A 24,605-nucleotide genomic window follows, 5' to 3' on the forward strand; every position below is an offset into this window, starting at 1 on the left:
AAGTCACGACCCGATAACACTTCTTTCAATTACAAACTTGTAATTCGCGACTTAAGTTTCTTTGGCGTCAGATGTGACGTACGGTGCAATCGGTAACTGTGTTGTAGATGTGCATCGTGTGACAAATGAGCACAGTCACCGTGACGAATGTGTCCGCACGTTCGCCTGAAGCCATAGGAGAACTGAGTCGGATGAGACGCACACCTGGCGCATCCGCTACGCGGCCGTGTGGACGGTTCTGCGCGGCCCTGATCGTGGCAACCATGTTGTCCACCACCCCCGGCCTGGCCCTCGCGCAACCCGACAGCCCCGACAGCCTCGCCGCGCTGGTCGCCGCCGTCGCCGATGCCGATCAGAAGCTGCAGGATCTCGGCGCCGAGATTCAGCAGCAGCAGGAAAGCGTCAACAAGGCGATCGTCGACGTGCAGACCGCCCGGGATAACGCGGACGCCGCGCAGCGTGAGGTCGATGCGAGCCGGCAGCGCGTCGAGCACGCCAACATCGCGATCGAGGAGGCGCAGAAGCGGTTCAACTCCTTCGCCGCCGCGACATACGTCAACGGCCCCTCGGACTCGTACCTGACCGCGGGCGATCCCGCCGAGGTCATCAAGACGGCTGCGGCTGGGCAGACGCTGGCGATCAGCTCGCAGCAGGTGATCGCCGATCTGCAGCGAGCCCGCACCGAGCAGGTCAACCGCGAGTCCGCGGCGCGGCTGGCCAAGCAGAACGCCGACAAGGCGGTCGCCGACGCCGAAGCCAGCCAGCAGTCCGCGGTTTCGGCTCTGACCAACGCGCAGGAGACGTTCAAGTCCCAGCAGGCCCAGCTCGACAAGCTGGCCGCCGAGCGCAAGGCCGCGCAGGCCAAGCTCGCCGAGGCGCGTACCCAGGCCGCGCCGGCGTCACCGGCGGGTCCTGCCGCGCAACCGGCGGCCGCCGCGACGCCGAAAAGCCCCGACTGGGACCGCGCCCCGGAGGGTGTCGACCCCGGCACCGGTAACTGGGCCACGCCGTGGGACCCGACGTTGCCAGCGATCCCCAGCGCCTTCGTCAGCGGCGATCCGATCGCGATCATCAACGCGGTTCTCGGCATCGCGTCGACCTCGGCGCAGGTGACCCAGGACCTCGGGCGCAAGTTCCTGCAGTCGCTGGGAATCCTTCCGCAACCGGCCGCCGCGCCGGCCTTCAACAACGGCGCGATTCCCCGCGTCTACGGCAGGCAGGCGACCGAGTTCGTGATCAAGCGCGCCATGTCGCAGATGGGCGTGCCCTACTCGTGGGGCGGCGGCAACGCTGCCGGACCGAGCCGCGGCATCGACTCCGGCGCGGGCACAGTCGGTTTCGACTGCTCGGGCCTGATGCTCTACGCGTTCGCAGGCGTCGGCATCAAGCTCGACCACTATTCGGGTTCCCAGTACAACGCCGGGCGCAAGGTCCCGACGTCGCAGATGCGCCGTGGCGACATGTTGTTCTGGGGCCCCAACGCCAGCCAGCACGTGGCGCTGTACCTCGGCGACGGACAGATGATCGAAGCGCCCTATACGGGTTCGGTGGTGAAGATCTCGCCGGTGCGTACCAGCGGCATGACCCCGTACGCGACTCGTCTCATCGAATGGTGAGCGGTCAGAAGCGAAAGACGTTAGGAAAACTTTGCGTTTCAAGCTGATTCGGTTCTTGGGCGGTTGTGCGCTGCTGGTGGCGACCGTCGCGCTCACCGTCGGGCTGGCGACGCCGGCGACGTCCGCACCCGAGGACGGCCAGTGGGATCCGACGCTGCCCAAACTGATCAGCGCCGGTGCCCCTGGCGATCCCCTCGCGATCGCCAACGCGTCGCTCGCGGCGACCGCCCAGGCCACCGAAGTCACGATGAGCCTGGGCCGCAAGTTCCTGTCCACCCTGGGTCTTGCGCCACCGGAGGCCGCGGCGGCCAGCGTCGCGCCGGGCCGGGTGCGCGGACCGCAGGCGATCGAGTACGTCATCCGTCGCGGCGCCTCGCAGATGGGCGTGCCGTACTCGTGGGGCGGCGGCAAGCCGAACGGCCCGAGCCGGGGCATCGACTCGGGGGCCAACACCGTCGGGTTCGACTGCTCGGGTTTCACCCAGTTCTCGTTCGCCGGGGTCGGGGTCCTGATCCCGAAGTACTCCGGCGACCAGTACGACACCGGCCGCAAGGTGCCGACGTCGCAGGCCAAGCGCGGCGACCTGCTGTTCTGGGGTCCCGGCGGCAGCCAGCACGTCGCCATCTACCTGGGCGGCGGACAGATGCTCGAGTCCTCGGGCAGCGCGGGCAAGGTGACGGTGGGCCCGGTGCGTCACTCCGGCCTTCAGCCGTATGTGGCGCGCATCATCGAATCCTGAGCGGAGCCTGAGCCGAAGCTGAACGTTTCGGGCGGCGTCGACGGATTCTGCCGTGCCTGGAATAGTTGACGGCGAGCGTGCGGCCGCGACCGGGCTGTGCGGCACTGACCAGCGAGTTTTGTGGAAGGAACGTTGATGACCTCACCGAGTGGGCCGTCGCAGGGGCCTGGAGGCTACCCCGGCCAGGCACCGGCACAGGGATACCAGGGCTCACACGCCGCACCGTCGAGCCCGGCTTCCCAGAACGGCGGTCTGCAGCAGGAGGTCCACACGCTCGAGCGGGCCGTCTTCGAGGTGAAGCGCATCATCGTCGGCCAGGACCAGCTGGTCGAGCGCATGCTGGTCGGTCTGCTCGCCAAGGGCCACGTACTGCTCGAGGGTGTGCCCGGCGTGGCCAAGACGCTGGCCGTCGAGACCTTCGCCAAGGTGGTGGGCGGCACCTTCGCCCGCATCCAGTTCACCCCTGACCTGGTGCCGACCGACATCGTCGGTACCCGCATCTACCGGGTGGGCAAGGAGGAGTTCGACATCGAGCTCGGGCCCGTCGTGGTCAACTTCCTGCTCGCCGACGAGATCAACCGCGCCCCTGCCAAGGTGCAGTCCGCGCTGCTCGAGGTCATGGCCGAGCGCAAGATCTCCATCGGCGGTAAGACGTTCCCGTTGCCCCAGCCGTTCCTGGTGATGGCCACCCAGAACCCGATCGAGCAGGAGGGCGTGTATGCCCTGCCCGAGGCTCAGCGGGACCGCTTCCTGTTCAAGCTGAACATCGACTACCCGTCGCCCGAGGAAGAGCGGGAGATCATCTACCGGATGGGCGTCAAGCCGCCGGAGCCCAAGCAGATCCTCGCGCCCGGCGACCTGCTGCGTCTGCAGGACGTGGCGGCCAACAACTTCGTGCACCACGCGCTGGTCGACTACGTCGTCCGCGTGGTGACCGCGACGCGTCAGCCCGAGAAGTTCGGGATGCCCGACGCGAAGGCGTGGATCGCCTACGGCGCCTCACCGCGCGCATCGCTGGGCATCATCGCGGCGTCGCGCGCGCTGGCGCTCGTGCGCGGACGCGACTACGTCATCCCGCAGGATGTCGTCGAGGTCATCCCCGATGTGCTGCGGCACCGGTTGGTGTTGACCTACGACGCGTTGGCCGACGAGATCTCGGCCGAGACGGTGATCAACCGCATCCTGCAGACCGTGGCCCTGCCGCAGGTGAACGCCATTCCGCAGCAAGGTCATTCGGTGCCGCCCGTCGTGCCCGCCGCCGCTGGTGCGGCCAGCAATCGGTGACCAGCTCCCGACGCTCCGTTGATCTGCCGTCGCTGAAGCGCGGCGAGATCCGTGACCCCGCGCTGAGCGCGGCGCTGCGCAAGCTCGAGTTGACGGTGCGGCGCAAGCTCGACGGCGTGCTGCACGGCGACCACCTCGGCCTGCTGCCCGGCCCGGGGTCGGAACCGGGGGAGTCACGGCTCTATCAGCCCGGCGACGACGTGCGCCGGATGGACTGGTCGGTCACGGCGCGCACCACGCATCCGCACGTGCGGCAGATGATCGCCGATCGCGAACTCGAGACCTGGCTCGTGATCGACATGTCGGCCAGCCTCGACTTCGGCACAACCGGTTGCGAGAAGCGCGATCTCGCGGTGGCCGCCGCGGCGGCGATCACGTTCCTCAACAGCGGGGGCGGCAACCGGATCGGTGCGATCATCGCCAACGGCGACACCGTGCGGCGGGTGCCCGCACTGTCGGGCCGGATGCACGAGCAGGAGATGCTGCGCGCGATCGCGACGATGCCCAAGGCGCCTGCCGGCGTCCGCGGGGATCTGGCCGCCGCGATCGACGCGTTGCGCAGGCCCGAGCGGCGCCGCGGCATGGCGGTGATCATCAGCGACTTCCTCGGCCCGATCAACTGGATGCGCCCGCTGCGGGCGATCGCGGGGCGCCACGAGGTGCTCGGAATCGAAGTGCTCGACCCGCGCGACGTCGAACTGCCCGCGGTCGGCGAAGTGGTGCTGCAGGACGCCGAGACCGGGGTGACGCGTGAGTTCACCATCGACGAGCAGTTGCGCGACGACTTCGAACGGGCGGCCGCGGCACACCGCGCGGAGGTGGCGAGGACGTTACGGCGATGTGATGCGCCGCTGCTGACGCTGCGCACCGATCGCGACTGGATCGCCGACGTCGTCCGGTTCGTCGCCAACCGCAGGCGTGGCGCGCTGGCGGGCCACGCCTGATATCGAGATGATTAGGCGCACATGACATTGCCGTTGCTCGGACCCATGACGCTGTCGGGTTTCGAAAACGCCTGGTTCTTCCTGTTTCTGCTCGCGGTGCTCGGAATCGTCGGGCTCTACATGGTCGTCCAGCTGGCCCGGCATCGGCGGATGCTGCGGTTCGCCAACATGGAGTTGTTGGAAAGCGTTGCGCCCAAACGACCTTCGCGCTGGCGGCATCTTCCCGCGATCCTGCTCGTCATCGGTCTGGTGTTGCTGACGGTGGCGATGGCAGGACCCACGCACGACGTCCGCATTCCGCGCAACCGCGCGGTGGTGATGCTCGTGATGGACGTCTCGCAGTCCATGCGCGCCACCGACGTCGCCCCCAACCGGATGGCCGCCGCCCAGGAGGCGTCCAAACAGTTCGCCGACGAACTCACCCCGGGAATCAACCTGGGCTTGATCTCCTACGCCGGCACGGCGACGGTGCTGGTGTCGCCGACCACGGGACGGGAGGCCACCAAGGCCGCAATCGACAAACTGGAGTTCGCCGACCGCACGGCGACCGGTGAGGGCATCTTCACGGCTCTGCAGGCGATCGCCACCGTGGGGGCGGTGATCGGTGGCGGCGACGAACCCCCGCCTGCGCGCATCGTGTTGTTCTCCGACGGCAAGGAGACGGTGCCGTCGAACCCGGACAACCCCAAGGGCGCCTACACCGCGGCCCGCACCGCAAAGGACCAGGGGGTGCCGATCTCGACGATCTCGTTCGGCACGCCGTACGGCTACGTCGAGATCAACGACCAGCGCCAGCCCGTACCGGTCGACGACGAGATGCTCAAGAAGATCGCCGATCTGTCCGGCGGCGAGGCGTTCACCGCGTCGAGCCTTCAACAGCTGCGAGAGGTCTACGCCAACCTGCAGCAGCAGATCGGCTACGAGACGATCCGCGGCGATGCGAGCGTGGGGTGGCTGCGGCTGGGAACGCTGGCCCTGGCGATGGCCACGCTGGCCGCCTTGTTCATCAACCGTCGTCTGCCGCACTGATTTGCAAGGGATGACGATCTGAGATGACAGTTCCACTGCTGGGACCACTATCGCTCACGGGTTTTCAGCACATCTGGTGGTTCCTCCTGTTCGTGGTGGTCCTGCTGGCACTGGCCGGGTTGTACGCCGCCGCCCAGATCGCCCGGCGAAAGCGGTTGCAGCGCTTCGCCAACACCGAGCTGCTCGACAGCGTCGCGCCCAGGCGGCCCAGCCCACTGCGTCACGTTCCCGCGGCGCTGCTGGCGATCTCGCTGCTGTTCTGCACCATCGCGCTGGCCGGGCCCACCCACGACCAACGCCTTCCGCGCAACCGCGCGGTGGTGGTGCTGGCCATCGACGTCTCCCAATCGATGCGCGCCACCGACGTCGAACCGAGCCGCCTGGCCGCGGCCCAGGAGGCCTCCAAGAAGTTCGTCGACGAGCTCACGCCGGGCATCAACCTCGGCGTCATTGCCTATGCCGGGACCGCCAACGTCCTGGTTTCGCCGACCACCAACCGCGACGCGAGCCGGCGCGCGATCGAAAATCTTCAGGTGGCCGACAAGACCGCGACCGGCGAGGCCATCTTCACCGCACTGTCGTCGATCTCCACCGTCGGCGCCGTCATCGGTGGCGGCGATACGCCACCGCCCGCGCACATTGTGCTGTTCTCCGACGGCAAGGAGACGGTGCCGAACAACCCCGACAACCCGAAGGGCGCGTTCACCGCGGCGCGGGCCGCCAAGGATCAGGGCGTGCCGGTCTCGACGATCTCGTTCGGCACGCCGAACGGGTCGGTCGAGGTGAACAACGAGCGGGTCCCGGTGCCTGTCGACGACGAGGGCATGAAGAAGATCGCCGTGCTCTCCGGCGGCGACGCCTACACCGCGTCCAACCTCGACGAACTCAACAAGGTCTACGAGACCCTGCAGAACCAGATCGGGTACGAGACCGTGCGCGGCGAGGCCACCACCGGCTGGCTCCGGCTCGGCGCCCTGTTCGCGGCCGTGGCGGCGGTGGCCAGCCTGCTGATCAATCGACGGCTACCGCTGTGAGCGCGGCATTTCACTAAGGCGATTTCTTAAGAATGGCGGGCAGGCGATAGGTTGGCGGGCATGACTGCGCACGCGACGAGCAATGACACCGGAGCGACCGCCGAATCCGAATCGGCCGGTGGTCGTCCGCCTTTCGTCTCCCGCTCGGTGCTGGTGACCGGCGGTAACCGTGGCATCGGCCTTGCCATCGCGAAGCGCCTCGCCGCCGACGGTCACAAGGTCGCCGTCACCCACCGCGGGTCGGGGGCCCCCGAGGGGCTGTTCGGCGTGGTGTGCGACGTCACCGACAACGCCGCCGTCGACCGCGCGTTCAAAGAGGTCGAGGAGCATCAGGGACCGGTCGAGGTGCTGGTGTCCAACGCCGGCATCTCCAAGGACGCGTTCCTGATGCGGATGACCGAGGAGCGGTTCGAAGAGGTCATCAACGCCAACCTCACCGGCGCGTTCCGGGTGGCGCAGCGGGCCTCGCGCACCATGCAGCGCAAGCGGTTCGGCCGGATCATCTTCATCGGCTCGGTGTCGGGCATGTGGGGCATCGGCAACCAGGCCAACTACGCGGCCGCCAAGGCGGGGCTGATCGGCATGGCCCGCTCGATCTCGCGTGAGCTGTCCAAGGCCAACGTCACCGCCAACGTCGTCGCGCCCGGTTACATCGACACCGAGATGACCCGGGCCCTCGACGAACGGATCCAGGCCGGTGCACTGGATTTCATACCCGCCAAGCGCGTGGGCACCGCCGAGGAGGTGGCCGGCGCGGTCAGCTTCCTGGCGTCCGAGGATGCCAGCTATATCGCCGGCGCGGTGATCCCCGTCGACGGCGGCATGGGTATGGGCCACTAGATCTTTTCGCAAAAGAGAGGGACTTTCACATGACCGGTTTGCTCGAAGGCAAGCGCATCCTCGTCACGGGAATCATCACCGACTCGTCGATCGCGTTCCACATCGCCAAGGTCGCCCAGGAGTCGGGTGCGGAGTTGGTGTTGACCGGGTTCGACCGGCTGAAGTTGATTCAGCGGATCGCCGACCGGCTGCCCAACCCGGCGCCGCTGTTGGAGCTCGACGTGCAGAACCAGGAGCACCTCGACACGCTGTCCGAGCGCATCACCGAAGTGATCGGCGAGGGCAACAAGATCGACGGCGTGGTGCACTCGATCGGCTTCATGCCGCAATCGGGCATGGGCATCAACCCGTTCTTCGACGCGCCCTACGAGGACGTCTCCAAAGGTATTCACATCTCGGCCTTTTCGTACGCCTCGCTGGCGAAGGCGACGCTGCCGATCATGAACCGCGGCGGCAGCATCGTCGGTATGGACTTCGATCCGACCCGCGCGATGCCCGCCTACAACTGGATGACCGTGGCCAAGAGTGCGCTCGAGTCGGTGAACCGCTTCGTCGCCCGCGAGGCCGGGCCGTACGGTGTGCGTTCGAACCTCGTCGCGGCGGGCCCGATCCGCACGCTCGCGATGAGCGCGATCGTCGGCGGCGCACTCGGAGCCGAGGCCGGTGAGCAGATGCGGTTGCTCGAGGAGGGCTGGGATCAGCGCGCGCCGGTCGGCTGGGACATGAAGGACCCGACCCCGGTGGCCAAGACGGTGTGCGCGCTGCTGTCGGACTGGCTGCCTGCCACCACCGGCACCGTGATCTACGCCGACGGCGGCGCAAGCACGCAGTTGCTGTGACGGACCGCAGGTAAATGGACATCGACGCCGTCCTGCTGCTCTCGTTCGGCGGGCCGGAGCGCCCCGAAGACGTGATGCCGTTCCTGGAGAACGTGACTCGCGGACGGGGCATCCCGCGGGAGCGGTTGGCGTCGGTCGCCGAGCACTACCTGCATTTCGGCGGCGTCTCACCGATCAACGGCATCAACCGGGCGGTGATCGAGCGGCTGCGCACCTACGTCGACGTCCCGGTGTACTTCGGCAACCGCAACTGGGAGCCCTACGTCGAGGAGGCCGTGACCGCCATGCGCGACGACGGCGTGCGCCGCGCGGCGGTGTTCACCACGTCGGCGTGGGGCGGCTACTCGAGCTGCACGCAGTACGTCGAGGACATCGGCAGGGGACGGCAGGCGGCGGGCGACGCGGCCCCGCAACTGATCAAACTGCGCCAGTACTTCGACCATCCGCTGTTCGTGCAGATGTTCGCCGACGCGATCACCGACGCAGCGAGGGCGGTGCCGCACGACGCGCGCCTGGTGTTCACCGCACACTCGATTCCGCTGGCTGCCCGGTCACGCTGTGGCACCGACCTTTACGAGCGTCAGGTGGCATATGCCTCCGGGCTGGTGGCAGCCGCGGCCGGGTACGACGACTACGACCAGGTGTGGCAGTCCCGATCCGGCCCGCCGCAGGTACCGTGGCTGGAACCCGATGTAGGCGACCATCTTTCGTCGCTCGTCGAGAATGGCACCACGGGCGTGATCGTGTGTCCGATCGGTTTCGTCGCCGACCACATCGAGGTGGTGTGGGACCTCGACACCGAACTGCGCGAACAGGCCGAAGAAGCCGGAATGGCCTTCGCCAGGGCGGCGACGCCGAACGCCGACCTCGCGCGTGTCGCCGCCGATCTGCTCGCCGAGTTGCGCGACGGCCGGGACCCTGAGCGGGTGCCCGGAACGAATCCGCCGCCACTGCAGGGGTATTCGGTCGACGGCGTGCTGTGCACGCCGGACTGCGGCTAGCTGCGCCAGGCCGAGTGCAGGACCGCGTCGACCGCGGCCAGTCGCGCCGAGCGCACCACGGTCGACAGGGGACGCAGCGCGTCGTTGGCGATCTGCACCTCAGCGGAGCTGTGCAGCCCGATCGGTATCAGCCCGGCGCTGACCGAGATGATCGCGTCGACGTGCGCGGCGTTCTCCAGCACACGCGCCGCCCGGTTCGGCGCGTGGTCGGGAAGGCGATGCATGCGGGTGGATTCCAGCACCTGCTCGACGAGTCCGCGGGGATCCTCCACGTCGATCTCCGCCGCGCCTGCGCGCAGTGCCCCGAGCGCGTCCGCCGCCGAGCGGACCGCTGACCGCAGCGCGTACTCGGCCTCGGCGAGATCGACGTATCCCGCGGGCGTGGACGCTTCGGGTATCGAGTACACCGTCCACGACAGCCCGCAGGGGTCACGGTCGAACTCGTCGGACTCCTCGAATTCGTCGTACTCGAAATCCGGCACCAGACCGATCGACCCCGCACCGGAGACGAGGAGGGCCTCGCCCGCGGTCACCGCGTCGCGCTGGAACTGGGTGCCTGCGGGCAGCCCCCGGACGTCGCCGGGCACCGGCAGGGCCAGGCCGATCGGCGGTTCCGCCACGCCGGGGCCTGCGGCCGTGCGCAGCGTCTGCAGCAGCGACACCGCACCCGTATCCACCAGATCAGGCCAGGGCAAACCGGTCGCGCCGGCCGCCACCGAATCGTAGGCGGTTACGGAATGTATTGGCGCCCAATGTGATAGCGCGTCGAGGACATCGTCGGGCGCGGCAACGCCCGCTAACCAGGCATTGGCCCATACCGACAGCGAAACACTGGGACACCACATGATGTTCGAAGTGTAGTTGTTACGCCCGCGGGTGGTCGGGCGCGACGATAGGGTGGTGTCATGCCCGCTGCGCTGATCTGGTTAATTGCCGCGCTGGCGCTCGCCGGTGCCGAAGCGCTGACCGGCGACCTGTTCCTCCTCATGCTCGGCGGCGGGGCGCTGGCCGCGGCCGGCTCGAGCCTGATCTTCGACGACCTGTGGGTCCACGGCGCGGTGTTCGCCGTCGCGTCGATCCTGTTGCTTGTGCTGGTGCGGCCCGCGCTGCGCAGGCACTTCCAGGCCGGTACCGGTCTGCCCGACCCGGCTAAGGCGCTCGAAGGCAAGAGCGCGCTGGTGCTCGACCGGGTGGCCCAGCACGAGGGACAGGTGAAGCTCGACGGTGAAGTCTGGACGGCGCGGCCGCTCAACGAGAACGACGTGTACGAACCGGGGGACCAGGTGACCGTCGTGCAGATCGACGGTGCCACCGCCGTCGTCCAGAAGCTCGCCTAGAACACACTGGGTACGAGGGAAGGAATCGCCATGGATGGAGCCGTCGCCGGCCTGGTGCTCGTCGGCGTGCTGGTGGTGTTCGCCGCCATCATCGTCGCGAAGTCGATCGCGCTGATACCGCAGGCCGAGGCCGCGGTCATCGAACGGCTCGGCCGCTACAGCAAGACCGTGTCGGGTCAGCTGACCCTGCTGCTGCCGTTCGTCGACCGAATCCGTGCCCGCGTCGACCTGCGCGAGCGGGTGGTGTCCTTCCCGCCGCAGCCGGTGATCACCGAGGACAACCTGACCGTGCAGATCGACACGGTGGTCTACTTCCAGGTGACCAACCCGCAGGCCGCGGTCTACCAGATCAGCAATTACATCGTCGGTGTCGAGCAGCTGACCACGACCACGCTGCGCAACCTCGTCGGCGGTATGACGCTGGAGCAGACGCTGACCTCGCGCGACCAGATCAACACGGCGTTGCGCGGCGTGCTCGACGAGGCCACCAACCGCTGGGGGTTGCGGGTCGCCCGTGTCGAGTTGCGCAGCATCGACCCGCCACCGTCGATCCAGGATTCGATGGAAAAGCAGATGCGCGCCGACCGCGAGAAGCGCGCGATGATCCTGACCGCGGAAGGCAACCGGGAATCGGCCATCAAACAGGCCGAGGGCCAGAAGCAGGCCCAGATCCTGGCCGCCGAGGGCGCCAAACAGGCCGCGATCCTGGCCGCGGAGGCAGATCGCCAGTCGCGCATGTTGCGCGCCCAAGGCGAACGCGCGGCGGCCTACCTGCAGGCCCAGGGCCAGGCGAAGGCCATCGAGAAAACGTTCGCGGCCATCAAGGCGGGCCGGCCAACGCCGGAGATGCTGGCGTACCAGTACCTGCAGACCCTGCCGCAGATGGCTAAGGGCGAGGCGAACAAGGTGTGGCTGGTGCCCAGCGACTTCGGTTCGGCGCTACAGGGTTTCACCAAGATGCTCGGCGCGCCCGGGGATGACGGCGTGTTCCGCTACACCCCGTCGCCGGTCGACGACACGCCGGTCAAGACCGATGACGACGACGAGGTCGCCGACTGGTTCAACACCGAGACCGATCCCGAGATCGCCCGCGCGGTGGCCAAGGCCGAAGCCGAGGCGCGCACGTCGGTGGACGGCCCCGCGCCCATCAACGCACCGCCGTCGTTCCCGGGGATCGGCCAGCAGACCAACCCTGCTACGCAGGAACGCGAGCCCGGCGGCGGGGCGCACTCCCGCTGACCGGGAGCTATCTCGGCACGCGCACCGGCTGATCGACGGCGGGTTCGACCGTGCGCTCGCGGTGGTGGCGCCGGTGCACGCGGACCTCGTAGACCAGGCCCGCCACGCCCAGGCCGGCGGTGCAGAACGAGATCAGCACGAGCAGGGGGCTGACATTGCCGGTCAGCGCGTCGCCGAGGATCACCACCGCCGCAGTGCCAGGCACCAGTCCCGCCAAGGTGGCCAGCGCGTAGGGGAGCACGCGCACCGACGACACGCCCGCGGCGTAGTTGAGCACGGCGAACGGCACGGCGGGAATCAACCGCATCGACAGCACCGTCGGCCAACCGCGTTCGCGCAGCCGCGCGTTGAGGGATTCGATTCGCGGATGGCGCACCGCCCGGTCCAGTCGAAGGCCCACGGCGCGGACGAGCAGCACCGCGATGACCGCGCTGATCGTCGCCGCCGTCACCGCCAGGGGGATGCCCAGCACCGGGCCGAAGAGCAGGCCCGCGCCGAGCGTGAATGCCGTGCGGGGGAACGGGAACACTGTCACCACGATGTGGGCGGCCAGAAACGCCAGCGGAAACCACGGCCCGACCGAGGTGGCCCAGTCGCGCAACTGCACCGCGGTCGGCACCGGGACCAGCAACGCAACTGCGACGAGAATCACAATCGCCGCCAGGGACCCGACCAGACGCACCCGCGAGACACTCGAAAGCGTCGCGATCACCGCCCCTCGGGCCGCGCGCAGGGTGCTGACGACGGAGTTCACGTCTACCAAGACTACGGAACCGCGGCCGAAGCCACCTGTTCGCCGGACCGCGAGTCGACCGACCGGCAGACACCGCTGTGACTGCGATCATTTAGCCTGATGATCGTGCAGAAACCCACTGTGGTCGAGGCCGATCGCGAGAGCTGGCGCTCAGCGGTTGCCGCGGTGCTGGCAAAGAGCACCCGGCGCGATCCCGCCGATCTGCCCGCCGAGCCCGAGCGGCTGCTGGATTCGCCCACCTACGACGGCTTCGCGATCCGCCCGCTGTACACCAGCGCCGATGCGCTTCCCGAACCTCCGCTGCCCGGGCAGTGGCCGTTCGTGCGCGGCGGTGACGCGCTCCGTGACGTCAAGGCCGGCTGGAAAGTCGCCGAGGCGTTCCCGGCGAACGGGCCCGGCAACGTGGCCGAATCCAACGGCGCCGTGTTGGTCAGCCTCACCGAGGGGGTCAGCGCGCTCGTCATCCGCGTCGGCGAGCCCGCGGGCGTCGCGGCTTCGGAGTTGGACCGGCTGTTCGACGGTGTCTTCCTCGACCTCGTCCCGGTGCTCTTCGAGATCGCCGGGCCCGATTACGTTTCGGCCGCCGACGCGGTGCTCGGGCTGTTGAGCGACCTCGACGCCGACCAACGCTCCCGGCTGTCGGTGGACCTCGGCGCCGACCCGTTGACCGCACCGCTGAGCGGGCGCGCGGCTCCCGAGATCGCCGACGTCGTGGCCACCGCCGCCAAATTCGGCGACTACAGCGGCGGCGTTCGCGCCGTCACCGTCGACGGACCCGCGTTCCACAACCTCGGCGCCAACGCATCGTGGGAGCTGGCCGGCCTGGTGTCAACGGGGGTGAGCTACCTGCGGCAGCTGGAAGAGGACGGTATCGGTGTCCCGGACGGGTTGCGGCAGATCAGTTTCCGCATCGCCGCCGACGACGACCAGTTCATGACGATCGCCAAACTGCGGGCCGCGCGCCTGCTGTGGGCCAGGGTCGCCGAGGTCGTCGGAGCGCCGGAGCACGGAGCGGTCACCCTGCACGCCATGACGTCGCTGCCGATGATGTCCAAGCGCGATCCGTGGGTGAACATGTTGCGCACCACCGTGGCCGCCTTCTCGGCCGGTGTCGGCGGGGCCGACACCATCCAGGTCCACCCGTTCGACGTCGCGATCCCCGGCGGGTTCCCAGGGACGGCGCCGAGCTTCGCGCGCCGAATGGCCCGCAACACCCAGCTGCTGTTGCTCGAGGAGTCGCACCTTGGCCGTGTGCTCGACCCGGCGGCGGGTTCCTGGCATGTGGAGGACCTCACCGAGGAGCTCGCCGAGCAGGCGTGGAAGCACTTCCAGGACATCGAGTCCCGCGGCGGCTTCGAACAGGCCCGTGATCACATCGCTGCCCAGATCGCCGAGGTCGCCCAGCGGCGCGCCGAGGACATCGCACACCGGCGAACGGCGCTGACCGGTGTCAACGAGTTTCCCAATATCGCCGATCCGGCTCTGCCGCAAGGTGATTCGCTGCCGGGGGTGGCCCGCTACGCGGCGGGCTTCGAGGAGCTGCGGGACCGCTCCGACGCTTTCCTCGAGAGGACCGGGGCCAGGCCGAAGGTGTTGCTGCTGCCGCTCGGTCCACTCGCCGAACACAACGTGCGCACCACCTTCGCCACGAACCTGCTCGCGTCGGGCGGTATCGAAGCGGTGACCGAGGCGGAGCAGACACCGCCGATCGCCGTGATCTGCGGCACCGACGCCCGCTACGGCGAGGAAGCCTCGGCCGCGGTCGACTCGGCACGCGAGACGGGCGTATCGCATGTGCTGCTCGCCGGGCCGGAAAAGGCCGTCGCGGAAGCCCATTCCAAACCGGACGGCTACCTGACCGCGAAGATCGACGCGGTCGCCACCCTGTCGGACCTGCTCACCAGATTGGGGGCCTGAGGTGACTGCCACAGCCGGGATCGGAAAGACCATCGGGAGTTTCGCCGGCGTCCCGCTGCACGGCGAGAAGCGTGCCGACCCGCCGACCGAGGCCGCCGTCACCGCCCATGTCGAAGCGGCCGCCACGACGCACGGATACAGCGCCGACCAAGTGGACTGGGTGACGCCGGAGGGTATCGACGTCAAGCCCGTCTACATCGGGGCCGACCGCGACGCCGCCGTCGCCGCCGGATATCCGCTCGACACCTTCCCGGGCCAACCGCCCTTCGTGCGGGGTCCGTACCCCACCATGTACGTCAACCAGCCGTGGACCATCCGCCAGTACGCGGGTTTCTCCACCGCCGCGGAGTCCAACGCGTTCTACCGGCGCAACCTGGCAGCGGGGCAGAAGGGCCTCTCGGTGGCGTTCGACCTGGCCACCCATCGCGGTTACGACTCGGACCATCCGCGGGTGCAGGGCGACGTCGGAATGGCAGGCGTGGCAATCGATTCCATCCTCGACATGCGTCAGCTGTTCGACGGCATCGACCTGTCGACCGTGTCGGTGTCGATGACGATGAACGGCGCGGTGCTGCCGATCCTGGCGCTGTACGTCGTCGCCGCCGAAGAGCAGGGCGTGCCGCCGGAGAAGTTGGCCGGGACCATTCAGAACGACATCCTCAAAGAGTTCATGGTCCGCAACACCTACATCTATCCGCCGAAGGAGTCGATGCGGATCATCTCCGACATCTTCGGCTACACCAGCACGAAGATGCCTAAGTTCAACTCGATCTCGATTTCGGGCTACCACATCCAGGAAGCCGGTGCCACAGCCGATCTCGAGTTGGCCTACACGCTGGCCGACGGTGTCGAGTACATCAAGGCCGGCCTCGATGCCGGGCTCGACGTCGACAAGTTCGCGCCGCGCCTTTCGTTCTTCTGGGGCATCGGCATGAACTTCTTCATGGAGGTCGCCAAGCTGCGGGCCGGCCGGCTGCTCTGGAGCGAGCTGGTCGCGGAATTTGGACCCGAAAGCCCCAAATCCAGGTCATTGCGCACCCATTCGCAGACGTCGGGGTGGTCGTTGACCGCTCAGGACCCGTTCAACAACGTCGCGCGCACCTGCATCGAGGCGATGGCCGCGACGCAGGGACACACCCAGTCGTTGCACACCAACGCGCTTGACGAGGCGCTGGCATTGCCGACTGACTTCTCGGCCCGCATCGCGCGCAACACCCAGTTGGTGCTGCAGCAGGAGTCGGGCACCACGCGGCCGATCGATCCGTGGGGCGGCTCGTACTACGTCGAGTGGCTGACCCACCAGCTGGCCACCGCGGCGCGGATGCACATCGGCGAGGTCGTCGAGCACGGCGGAATGGCGCAGGCGATCTCCGACGGCATCCCGAAATTGCGCATCGAGGAGGCCGCCGCGCGCACTCAGGCGCGCATCGACTCCGGCCAGCAGACGGTGATCGGCGTCAACAAGTACCAGGTCGACGAGGACCACGAGGTCGAGGTCCTCAAGGTCGAGAACAGCCGGGTGCGGGCCGAGCAGCTCGCCAAACTCGAGCGGCTGCGCGCCGAACGCGATCAGGCCGAGGTGGACGCCGCGCTGGCCGAGCTGAGCCGGGCGGCCGGTGCCCGCGGACCGGCGGGCGAGGACGGGCTGGGCAACAACCTGCTCGCTCTGGCCATCAACGCCGCGCGGGCCAAGGCCACCGTCGGTGAGATCTCCGATGCGCTCGAGCGGGTCTACGGGCGCCACGTCGCCGAGATCCGTACGATCGCCGGCGTCTACCGCGATGAGATGGGGGGTGCAGGGGTCAGCAACATCACGAAAGCCACCGACCTCGTGCAGAAGTTCGCCGAGGCCGACGGTCGCCAGCCGCGCATCCTGATCGCGAAGATGGGCCAGGACGGCCACGACCGCGGGCAGAAGGTGATCGCGACCGCGTTCGCCGACATCGGCTTCGACGTCGACGTCGGCTCGCTGTTCTCCACCCCCGAGGAGGTCGCACGGCAGGCCGCCGACAACGACGTGCACGTCGTCGGCGTCTCATCGCTCGCGGCCGGGCACCTGACCCTGGTGCCCGCGCTGCGCGAAGCGCTCGCCGAGGTGGGTCGGCCCGACATCATGATCGTGGTCGGCGGCGTCATCCCGCCCGGCGACTTCGACGAGCTCTACGCCGCCGGAGCCACCGCGATCTTCCCGCCCGGCACGGTGATCGCGGACGCGGCGGTCGGCCTTCTGCACAAGCTGGCCGATCGGCTGGGCTACCGCCTCGACTAGATGGCCGATCCGACCGCCGACCTTGCGGCCGCCGTGGCGGACGGCGACCGTGCCGCCCTGGCAAGAGCCATCACGCTGGTGGAGTCGACGCGCGTCGACCACCGCGAGCAGGCCCAGGAACTGCTGCTGAAGCTGACTGAGCACGCGGGCAACTCGCTGCATGTCGGGATCACCGGCGTGCCCGGCGTCGGTAAGTCGACGACGATCGAGGCGCTCGGCATGTACCTGATCAACCAGGGACACCGCGTCGCCGTGCTGGCCGTCGATCCCTCGTCGACCAGGACCAGGGGCTCGATCCTGGGCGACAAGACCCGCATGGCGCAGTTGGCCGTGCATCCCGACGCCTACATCCGCCCATCGCCCACTTCGGGCACACTCGGCGGCGTCGCCAAGGCGACCCGCGAGACGATCGTCCTGTTGGAGGCGGCCGGTTTCGACGTGGTCCTGGTCGAGACGGTCGGCGTCGGGCAGTCCGAGGTGACCGTTGCCAACATGGTCGACACCTTCGTGTTCCTCACGCTCGCGCGCACCGGCGATCAGCTGCAGGGCATCAAGAAGGGCGTGCTCGAACTCGCCGACATCGTCGTGGTGAACAAGGCCGACGGCGAGCACGCGATCGAGGCCAAACGGGCCGCCCGTGAGCTCGCCGGTGCCATTCGGCTCATTTATCCCCGCGAAACACTGTGGCGCCCACCGGTTCTCACGATGAGCGCGCTGGAGGGGACGGGCCTCGAGGAGCTGTGGGCGACGGTGCTCAAGCACCGCGACGTGCTCACCAAGGCGGGGGAGTTCGAAAGCCGCAGGCGCGCTCAGCAAGTCGAGTGGACCTGGTCGATGGTGCGGGATTCGGTCCTCGACCGGGTGCTGTCGAACCCGAACGTGAAGCGGATGCGCGCCGAGATCGAACGTCAGGTCCGCGACGGGGAGCTGACTCCCGCGCTTGCTGCGCAGCAGCTGCTCGACGCCTCTGACATGCGCGAACCTAACAAATAGGTAACGGTAGGTTTATTTGCCGGGGCTGCGAGTAAATTAAATAAATTGTGACGGGTGTCAACAAACGGGAGCGCAGCGTCGCGCTTCCGCACGGTGTCCAGGGCGCTGCCGATTCCAACTTCGCCTGCACCCTGCGTGGTTTCTCGCGACTGTTTCCTGGTCGTCGCTACGGCGGCGGCGCCCTGTCGATCTACTTGCACGGTGAGCCCGTCGTCGACGTGTGGACCGGTTACTCGGACCGCCGCGGCACGCAGTACTGGAGCGCTGACACCGGCGCGATGGTCTTCTCGGTCACCAAGGGCATGGCGTCCACGGTCATCCACCGACTCGCCGACCGCGGCCTGATCGACTACGACGCCCCGGTGGCCGAGTACTGGCCCGAGTTCGGCGTCAAGGGCAAGGCCGCGATCACGGTACGCGAGCTGATGCAGCACCGGGCCGGGCTGTCGCACCTCAACGGGTGCACCAAGGCCCAACTGCTCGACCATCGGGTGATGGAAGAGCGGGTGGCGGCCGCGCCGGTCAACAAGCTGCTGTTCGGGCATCAGGCCTATCACGCGCTGACCTACGGCTGGCTGATGTCCGGCCTGGGCCGCGCCGTCACCGGCAAGGGCATGCGCGATCTGATCCGCGAGGAGCTGGCCGAGCCGCTGGACACCGACGGGTTGCACCTGGGGCGCCCGCCTGCCGGCGCGCCGACCCGCGCCGCGCAGATCCTCGCCCCGCAGGGCGCCCTCGCCAACCCGGTCTTCAACTTCGTCGCCCCGCGCGTCGCGGCGCTCGGGGTGTCGGGGATGTTCGGTTCGATGTACTTCCCCGGCATGAAGTCGGTGGTCCAGGGCGACACGCCGTTCCTGGACGCCGAGATCCCGGCCGCCAACGGTGTGGCCACCGCCAGGAGCCTGGCCAAGATGTACGGCGCGATCGCCAACGGTGGCCGCATCGAGGGCAAACAGTTCCTGTCCGAGGAGCGGGTCGCGGCGCTGACCGGCCGGGCGAGCTACTGGCCTGACCGCAACATCTTCGTACCGTTGAGCTTCAACCTGGGTTACCACTCGCTCCCGGTGCCCCCGGGGGTGATGCCCGGGTTCGGTCATGCCGGGCTGGCCGGCTCGGTCGGGTGGGCCGATCCGAGCACCGGGCTGGCGTTCGGCTTCGTGCACAACCGGCTGCTCACGCGGATGGTGCTCGACCAGGCGACGTTCGCCGGACTGGGCGTGTTGATCCGGCGCGACGCGGCGCGGGCGCGCAGGCGTGGCTATCAGACGGTGCCCGATCTGGGTGCGCCGTTCTACAGCGTGTCGCGCGAGGTTGCGGGGTAACGCGCAGTCACTGAGAAGCGCTGCTGAACCACTTCGTCTTCTGCCGCCAGGACTCCGCCGAGGTCAACGCGAAGCCGGCACCGCACATACAGGCGAAGACCCACACCAGGGTCGCGCCGCCGTCGTGCTGCTGCAGCGCGGGGATGTAGGCCGTCAGCAGGCGCACGATGCACGCGGCGATGCCCGCGGCGGACGAGATCAGATAGACGTTGGCGATCTTGCGCGAGCGCGGATCCCTGCGCAGCACAAGCAGGGCGCGGCTGCCGTACCCCAGCAGGTAGATCAGGATGCCGCACAGGATCAGCCAGTAGGTGTTCAGCCAGAAGTCGGTGGGCACCTGGAAGAAGTCCGGCTTGAAGATGCGCGCACCGTTGCCGAGGGAGAAGGTGACCAGCAGCAGCGGGATGCACAGCGTGGCCGGGATTTCGACGTACTGCTTGAACGACCTCTGCAGCAGGTGGTCGTCCTGCAGGCGACCGAGGGCGTTGTAGACGACGGCCGACGCGGCGACGATGTAGCAGTCGTGGCCGATGAAGTCTTCGAGGTTCCATTTGCCGGTCAGCGCGTGCAGCGCGACCCCCAGCGTTTCCGAGGCCCACGGGGACATCAACAACACCGCCATGCCCTGCAGGGCGATGTTGAGGGTGGCGGCCACCTCCCAACGGGAGGACCAGGTGACCCGGCGAATCCACAGGCTCCACGCGATACAGCAAAGCGTGATCGCGATCAGTGTCGCCAAAGCCATAGGGTTGCCTTCGGAGCTGCCGTAGTACTCAGCAAAGTGTACGGCTAAAGGGGCGGGGCGTCACTCCGCGGTCGCAGCTCGGAGAGTCGAGGAATGCGGGTTCGCGACTTGGTCGTCTCCCGCACGGCCGTCTGGCCGGAACCGCCTGTGCGTTCGAGATATTCGACGTAACTGAGCACTTCTTGCCTGGTCATCAGGCCGAACCTGATCTGCAGGTCGGGATAGTTCAGACCGAACCGGTCCGCCACCCGCCGCAGCTCCTCGGCGTCTGGATAGTCCGGCTCTTTGATTCGGCGGTAGTACGTGCTGCTGGATGTGCCCAGTGCGTCGTAGATGTCTTTGGCCTCGATGTCACCGTCGAGCAGGTAGTCGAGCAGCGCTTTGAGTTGTCTGCCGTTCTCGTCTGTCCGAGGCACTTGTCCACTCTAAACCAACGTCCCGCGTTTGGGCAGTGCGGTCCGCAAACTGGAGGAGTTTGCCTATATTGACACTGGCGTCACAGTTTTGGGAGGTGTCTCCCATTTCTGGGACACCTGAGCTATCTTTGGTCGCATGGTTGCTCCCTACCTGGCTTCGCCGACAGAGGTTCTGCGCCCACTCGGCGAGTTTGCTACGGCAACGGTCCGCGTCACGGACTACGACGCTGCGGACGCCGGTGCGTCCGCCAGCATGGTCAAAGTTTCGACCCCCGCAAGCGACGAGCTGACAGCCGAACTCGACGGGGCCACCGAATGGCTCGGTCTGCCGGCCGACGAGATCCTGGTCGCCGCGCTGAGCAGAACCATCGCCCGCACACTCGGTGAAGGCCTGGTCCGAGTCGACATCGCCAGCGAACGCGGTTCTCTGCTCGACGCGGTACCCCTGGTGTGTGTGGCGGGCCAGCACGCGAGCGCCACCGAGGTGCTGGCCTCCGTGCACCAGACCCTGGCCGCCGCTTCGGAGCGCGAGGTGGCCGCTTCGCCGGAGGTGTACTTCAACTACATCGGCGAATCGCCGTCGGACACCGCGCCGGTGCAGGAGACGCCGCCTGGCCTCGGCCACGCACTGGAGGTGCGTGTCTACCGCGCCGGTGGCGTCGTGCGTATCGACTGGTGGTACGACACCAGCCGCTTCGAGCAGTACACGGTCGAGGAGCTGTCCGAACAGTTCCCGCTCGCGCTCGTCGAGATCACGTCGGACGCGTTGCCCCCGAACTGAGCACACGCCGTTCGGCGGTAAGATCGACGCCATCGGCTTGGATCCGGCCATCACCGGGGAGCCTTCGGAAGAACAGTTCGGCGTCACCACCTCTGGGGCGGTCCGAGCCCAGTAGAACCGAACGGGTGGGCCCGTCAACGCCCTAACTGAGCGGCGCGCACCCCTTAGTGTGCGCAAGCGGGGTGGTACCGCGGCGCTCGCGCACCGGCGCGACGTCGTCCCCGTGCCTTGACGAACATGTGAGGCTTCGAACCGGAAGCCGAACGAGGCACAGGAGCTATGACCGCCTACCCGAAGCCGGCCGCTGGGGCGCCGAAATTCCCCGCGCTGGAGACCGAGGTCCTCGAGTACTGGGACCGCGACGACACCTTCCGCGCCAGCATCGCCCGCCGCGACGACGCCCCCGAGTACGTCTTCTACGACGGCCCGCCGTTCGCCAACGGGTTGCCGCACTACGGGCACCTGCTCACTGGGTACGTCAAGGACATCGTGCCGCGGTATCGCACCATGCGCGGCTACAAGGTGGAGCGTCGCTTCGGCTGGGACACCCACGGCCTGCCCGCCGAACTCGAGGTGCAGCGCCAACTCGGCATCACCGACAAGGCGCAGATCGAAGAGATGGGCATCGAGAAGTTCAACGACGCCTGCCGAGCCTCGGTGCTCAAGTACACCAACGAATGGCGGGCCTACGTCACACGGCAGGCCCGCTGGGTGGACTTCGACAACGACTACAAGACCCTCGAACCCGAGTTCATGGAGTCGGTGATCTGGGCCTTCAAACAGTTGTGGGACAAGGACCTTGCCTATGAGGGCAACCGTGTGCTGCCGTACTGCTGGAACGACGAGACACCGTTGTCCAGCCATGAACTGCGCATGGACGACGACGTCTACCAGAGTCGCCAGGACCCCGCGATCACCGTGGGTTTCCGGATCGCCGAGGGGGATCTGGCCGGCGCCTACCTGTTGGTCTGGACCACGACGCCGTGGACGCTGCCGTCCAACCAGGCGGTCGCGGTGCACCCCGACGTCACCTACGTGCAGGTGCAGGGGCCCGACGCGCGGCGTTTCGTGTTGGCCGAGGCGCGGGTCGGCGCCTATGCGCGCGAATTGGGCGAAGAGCCGGAAATCCTCGGCACGTACTCGGGTCGCGAGCTGCTCGAGACCCGGTACCTGCCGCCGTTTGCGTACTTCGCCGATGCGCCCCACTCGTTCCGCGTGCTGCCCGCGGACTTCGTCAGCACCGAGGACGGCACCGGCATCGTGCACATGTCGCCCGCTTACGGCGAAGACGACATGCTCACCGCGCAGGCCGCGGGCATCGAGGCCGTCACACCGGTCGATTCCAAGGGGCGGTTCGACGCCACCGTCCCCGACTACGCCGGACAGCACGTCTTCGACGCCAACCCGCAGATCATCCGCGACCTGAAGAACCAGAGCGGGCCCGCGGCTGCGCACGGTGCGGTGCTGTTGCGTCACGAGACCTACGAGCACTCCTATCCACACTGCTGGCGGTGCCGCAATCCGCTGATCTACCGGGCGGTGTCGTCCTGGTTCATCAAGGTCACCGAATTCCGTGACCGCATGGTGGAGCTCAACCAGGAGATCACCTGGTATCCCGAACATGTCAAGGACGGGCAGTTCGGCAAGTGGCTGGCCGGTGCCCGCGACTGGTCGATCTCGCGAAATCGCTACTGGGGCACCCCGATCCCGGTGTGGAAGTCCGACGATCCGGCGTATCCGCGCATCGACGTCTACGGCAGCCTCGACGAGCTCGAACGTGACTTCGGGGTGCGGCCCACCGATCTGCACCGGCCCTACATCGACGAGCTCACCCGGCCCAATCCCGACGATCCGAAGGGCCGCTCGACGATGCGGCGCATCGAGGACGTCTTCGACGTCTGGTTCGACTCGGGCTCCATGCCGTATGCACAGGTGCATTACCCGTTCGAGAACCAGGACTGGTTCGACTCGCACTTCCCGGGCGACTTCATCGTCGAGTACATCGGGCAGACCCGGGGGTGGTTCTACACGCTGCACATCCTGGCCACCGCGCTGTTCGACAAGCCGGCATTCAAAACCTGTGTGGCGCACGGGATCGTGCTCGGCAACGACGGCCAGAAGATGAGCAAGTCGCTGCGCAACTATCCGGATGTGACGGAGGTGTTCGACCGCGACGGCTCCGATGCCATGCGGTGGTTCCTGATGGCCTCGCCGATCCTGCGCGGCGGCAACCTGATCGTCACCGAACAGGGCATCCGCGAAGGCGTCCGGCAGGTTCTGCTGCCGCTGTGGAACGCCTACACCTTCCTCGCGTTGTACGCACCGAAGAAGGGCTCTTGGCGCACCGACTCCAAGCACGTGCTCGACCGCTACATCCTGGCCAAGCTCGCCGTGCTGCGCGACGACCTCACCGCGTCGCTGGATGTCTGTGACATCTCCGGGGCATGTGACGAGCTGCGGCAGTTCACCGAGGCGCTGACGAATTGGTATGTACGACGGTCTCGTTCGCGGTTCTGGGAGGAGGATCCCGACGCGATCGACATCCTGCACACCGTGCTGGAGGTGACCGCCCGGCTGGCCGCCCCGTTGCTGCCGTTGATCACCGAGCGCATCTGGCGCGACCTGACCGGTGAGCGGTCGGTGCACCTGACCGACTGGCCCGAGGAGAACCTGCTGCCCACCGACCCCGAGTTGGTCGAGACGATGGACCTGGTGCGCGAGGTGGCATCGGCGGCGTCGTCGCTGCGCAAGGCCAAGAAGCTGCGGGTGCGACTACCGCTGCCGAAACTCACTGTCGCAGTGGACAACCCGCAGCGGCTCGAGCCGTTCGCCGACCTGATCGCCGACGAGCTCAACGTCAAAGCCGTCGAGCTCACCGACGACATCGACACCTACGGCCGCTTCGAACTGACCGTCAACGCCCGGGTTGCCGGGCCGCGGCTGGGCAAGGACGTTCAGGCGGCCATCAAAGCCGTCAAGGCGGGAGAAGCCGTGGTCAACGCCGACGGCACGCTGACCGCCGGGCCGGCGGTGTTGCAGCCCGACGAGTACAGCTCGCGGCTGGTCGCCGCCGATCCGGAGTACACCGCGGCGCTGTCCGACGGGGCCGGGTTGGTAGTGCTCGACTGCACAGTCACCGAGGAACTGGAGGCCGAGGGGTGGGCCCGCGACATGGTGCGCGAGTTCCAGGAAGCCCGGCGGCGCTTCGGTCTCGACATCGGCGACCGAATCGAACTGGAGTTGACCATCCGGGAGTTCCCCGCCGGTTGGCGCGACGAGCTGGCCGATCTCATCGCCAACGAGTTGTTGGCGCCCAGCTTCACGATCAGGCCCGACCCGAACCTAGAGCTTGGTGCACGCGACGATTCGAGCCTCGACATGGTAGGCGGTGCCCTGAATCTCGAGGATGGCGAATGGAAGACGGGGACTGTTGGTGGCGGTTTCCCGTTCAGGCTCAGGAAAATAACCATCTAGCGATCGCACCCGCCCGCGAGTGTGGGGTCGAT

Annotated in this window: 21 protein-coding genes; 17 read left to right on the forward strand and 4 right to left on the reverse strand. The window is 67.7% G+C overall.

What is annotated here, in order from left to right; genetic code table 11:
* The first annotated feature begins 191 nt into the window (after positions 1–191).
* The 9 genes from ripA to A5759_RS23135 all read left to right on the forward strand — a co-directional run bounded on the left by ripA (position 192) and on the right by A5759_RS23135 (position 9,326).
* Positions 192–1,616 carry an NlpC/P60 family peptidoglycan endopeptidase RipA gene (gene ripA / locus A5759_RS23095; RefSeq protein ID WP_068201550.1) on the forward strand — a complete coding sequence of 475 codons (1,425 nt, stop codon included), beginning with the start codon at positions 192–194 and terminating at the stop codon, positions 1,614–1,616.
* Between the two features lie 31 nt (positions 1,617–1,647).
* Positions 1,648–2,355, forward strand: coding sequence for an NlpC/P60 family peptidoglycan endopeptidase RipB (gene ripB / locus A5759_RS23100; protein ID WP_064395509.1), 708 nt, complete (start codon positions 1,648–1,650; stop codon positions 2,353–2,355).
* A 135-nt stretch (positions 2,356–2,490) separates the two neighbouring features.
* Positions 2,491–3,639 (forward strand): MoxR family ATPase, encoded by a 1,149-nt coding sequence (locus A5759_RS23105; protein WP_064348434.1) that lies wholly within the window; start codon positions 2,491–2,493, stop codon positions 3,637–3,639.
* Positions 3,636–4,583 (forward strand): DUF58 domain-containing protein, encoded by a 948-nt coding sequence (locus A5759_RS23110; protein ID WP_064406116.1) that lies wholly within the window; start codon positions 3,636–3,638, stop codon positions 4,581–4,583. The genes A5759_RS23105 and A5759_RS23110 overlap by 4 nt, the downstream gene beginning before the upstream one ends.
* A 21-nt stretch (positions 4,584–4,604) precedes the next feature.
* Complete coding sequence (locus A5759_RS23115) at positions 4,605–5,612, forward strand: VWA domain-containing protein (protein ID WP_068201551.1); 1,008 nt, start codon at positions 4,605–4,607, stop codon at positions 5,610–5,612.
* A gap of 23 nt (positions 5,613–5,635) precedes the next feature.
* Complete coding sequence (locus A5759_RS23120) at positions 5,636–6,646, forward strand: VWA domain-containing protein (RefSeq protein ID WP_068201553.1); 1,011 nt, start codon at positions 5,636–5,638, stop codon at positions 6,644–6,646.
* Positions 6,647–6,706: 60 nt separating this feature from the next.
* On the forward strand, positions 6,707–7,486 hold the full coding sequence (gene fabG1, locus A5759_RS23125) for a 3-oxoacyl-ACP reductase FabG1 (RefSeq protein WP_064395513.1): 780 nt from the start codon (positions 6,707–6,709) through the stop codon (positions 7,484–7,486).
* A gap of 29 nt (positions 7,487–7,515) precedes the next feature.
* Positions 7,516–8,325 (forward strand): NADH-dependent enoyl-ACP reductase InhA, encoded by an 810-nt coding sequence (gene inhA, locus A5759_RS23130; RefSeq protein ID WP_068201554.1) that lies wholly within the window; start codon positions 7,516–7,518, stop codon positions 8,323–8,325.
* A 14-nt stretch (positions 8,326–8,339) separates the two neighbouring features.
* Positions 8,340–9,326, forward strand: a complete 987-nt coding sequence (locus tag A5759_RS23135) for a ferrochelatase (protein WP_068201556.1) — start codon at positions 8,340–8,342, stop codon at positions 9,324–9,326.
* On the opposite strand, the gene A5759_RS23140 is transcribed toward A5759_RS23135, so the two are convergent.
* Positions 9,323–10,171, reverse strand: coding sequence for a hypothetical protein (locus tag A5759_RS23140; protein ID WP_068201557.1), 849 nt, complete (start codon positions 10,169–10,171; stop codon positions 9,323–9,325). The genes A5759_RS23135 and A5759_RS23140 overlap by 4 nt on opposite strands.
* A 60-nt stretch (positions 10,172–10,231) precedes the next feature.
* Between A5759_RS23140 and A5759_RS23145 the strand changes: the two genes are divergently transcribed.
* Positions 10,232–10,663 (forward strand): NfeD family protein, encoded by a 432-nt coding sequence (locus A5759_RS23145; protein WP_064395516.1) that lies wholly within the window; start codon positions 10,232–10,234, stop codon positions 10,661–10,663.
* A gap of 30 nt (positions 10,664–10,693) precedes the next feature.
* Positions 10,694–11,902 (forward strand): SPFH domain-containing protein, encoded by a 1,209-nt coding sequence (locus A5759_RS23150; RefSeq protein ID WP_068201560.1) that lies wholly within the window; start codon positions 10,694–10,696, stop codon positions 11,900–11,902.
* 7 nt (positions 11,903–11,909) lie between these two features.
* On the opposite strand, the gene A5759_RS23155 is transcribed toward A5759_RS23150, so the two are convergent.
* The gene (locus A5759_RS23155; protein WP_068201561.1) at positions 11,910–12,656 is read right to left on the reverse strand and encodes a TVP38/TMEM64 family protein; all 747 of its coding nucleotides are present in this window, start codon (positions 12,654–12,656) and stop codon (positions 11,910–11,912) included.
* Positions 12,657–12,755: 99 nt separating this feature from the next.
* Here A5759_RS23155 and mutA point away from each other — a divergent pair, with 99 nt between their 5' ends.
* Genes mutA through A5759_RS23175 form a run of 4 tightly spaced genes read left to right on the forward strand, consistent with a single transcriptional unit; the run spans position 12,756 to position 19,157 of the window.
* Positions 12,756–14,573, forward strand: a complete 1,818-nt coding sequence (gene mutA / locus A5759_RS23160) for a methylmalonyl-CoA mutase small subunit (protein ID WP_068201562.1) — start codon at positions 12,756–12,758, stop codon at positions 14,571–14,573.
* A gap of 19 nt (positions 14,574–14,592) precedes the next feature.
* Complete coding sequence (scpA, locus tag A5759_RS23165; protein ID WP_094294791.1) at positions 14,593–16,842, forward strand: methylmalonyl-CoA mutase; 2,250 nt, start codon at positions 14,593–14,595, stop codon at positions 16,840–16,842.
* Positions 16,843–17,835, forward strand: a complete 993-nt coding sequence (gene meaB / locus A5759_RS23170) for a methylmalonyl Co-A mutase-associated GTPase MeaB (protein WP_068201566.1) — start codon at positions 16,843–16,845, stop codon at positions 17,833–17,835. It begins immediately after the preceding gene.
* A gap of 47 nt (positions 17,836–17,882) precedes the next feature.
* Positions 17,883–19,157: a serine hydrolase domain-containing protein gene (locus A5759_RS23175; RefSeq protein ID WP_068201567.1), complete on the forward strand. Its 1,275-nt coding sequence runs from the start codon at positions 17,883–17,885 to the stop codon at positions 19,155–19,157.
* 7 nt (positions 19,158–19,164) lie between these two features.
* Here the strand turns inward: A5759_RS23175 and A5759_RS23180 are convergent, their stop codons facing one another.
* Together A5759_RS23180 and A5759_RS23185 are read right to left on the reverse strand one after the other, a co-directional pair.
* The gene (locus A5759_RS23180; protein WP_064426658.1) at positions 19,165–19,902 is read right to left on the reverse strand and encodes a hypothetical protein; all 738 of its coding nucleotides are present in this window, start codon (positions 19,900–19,902) and stop codon (positions 19,165–19,167) included.
* Positions 19,903–19,946: 44 nt separating this feature from the next.
* Complete coding sequence (locus A5759_RS23185; protein WP_064395525.1) at positions 19,947–20,318, reverse strand: hypothetical protein; 372 nt, start codon at positions 20,316–20,318, stop codon at positions 19,947–19,949.
* 136 nt (positions 20,319–20,454) lie between these two features.
* On the opposite strand from A5759_RS23185, the gene A5759_RS23190 reads away from it, so the two are divergent.
* Both A5759_RS23190 and ileS read left to right on the forward strand, forming a co-directional pair.
* On the forward strand, positions 20,455–21,099 hold the full coding sequence (locus A5759_RS23190; RefSeq protein WP_068201568.1) for a hypothetical protein: 645 nt from the start codon (positions 20,455–20,457) through the stop codon (positions 21,097–21,099).
* A 279-nt stretch (positions 21,100–21,378) separates the two neighbouring features.
* Positions 21,379–24,573: an isoleucine--tRNA ligase gene (ileS, locus tag A5759_RS23195; protein ID WP_068201570.1), complete on the forward strand. Its 3,195-nt coding sequence runs from the start codon at positions 21,379–21,381 to the stop codon at positions 24,571–24,573.
* Positions 24,574–24,605: the final 32 nt, after the last annotated feature.

The organism is Mycobacterium sp. 852014-52144_SCH5372336, assembly GCF_001665615.1.
Classification (GTDB): Bacteria; Actinomycetota; Actinomycetes; order Mycobacteriales; family Mycobacteriaceae; genus Mycobacterium; species Mycobacterium neumannii_A.